The following is a 301-nucleotide window of genomic DNA, read 5'->3' on the forward strand; positions in this document are numbered from 1 at the left end:
GCGAGGATCATTTTGTCGAGGGTGGCGGAAAATATTTTTATTTTTGCGGATTCAGCCGCCCCAGCAGCCAATCGTTCACCCAGCAGCCGTTCAGCAGATAATTATCCCGTAGCGTGCCCTCCAGCTGAAAGCCGTTTTTCTCCAGAATACGGCGTGACGCCCAGTTCCCTTCAATCACCATCGCTTTGAGTTTGTGGAAATCGGCTTCAAGCAAAAACTGACACAGCGCCGCCAGGGCTTCGCTGCCATACCCCTGACCGCAGTGACGATGCAGCAGCATATAGCCCACCTCCGCCTGACG

At 54.5% G+C, this 301-nt stretch carries 1 protein-coding gene; it reads right to left on the reverse strand.

The features are described 5' to 3' along the window. Window positions 1-37: 37 nt before the first annotated feature. On the reverse strand, window positions 38-301 hold a 264-nt coding region (locus SB756_RS29160; RefSeq protein ID WP_410913012.1), incomplete at its 5' end, for a GNAT family N-acetyltransferase.

The organism is Pseudomonas sp. SIMBA_068, from assembly GCF_046534705.1.
GTDB classification, from domain to species: domain Bacteria; phylum Pseudomonadota; class Gammaproteobacteria; order Pseudomonadales; family Pseudomonadaceae; genus Aquipseudomonas; species Aquipseudomonas putida.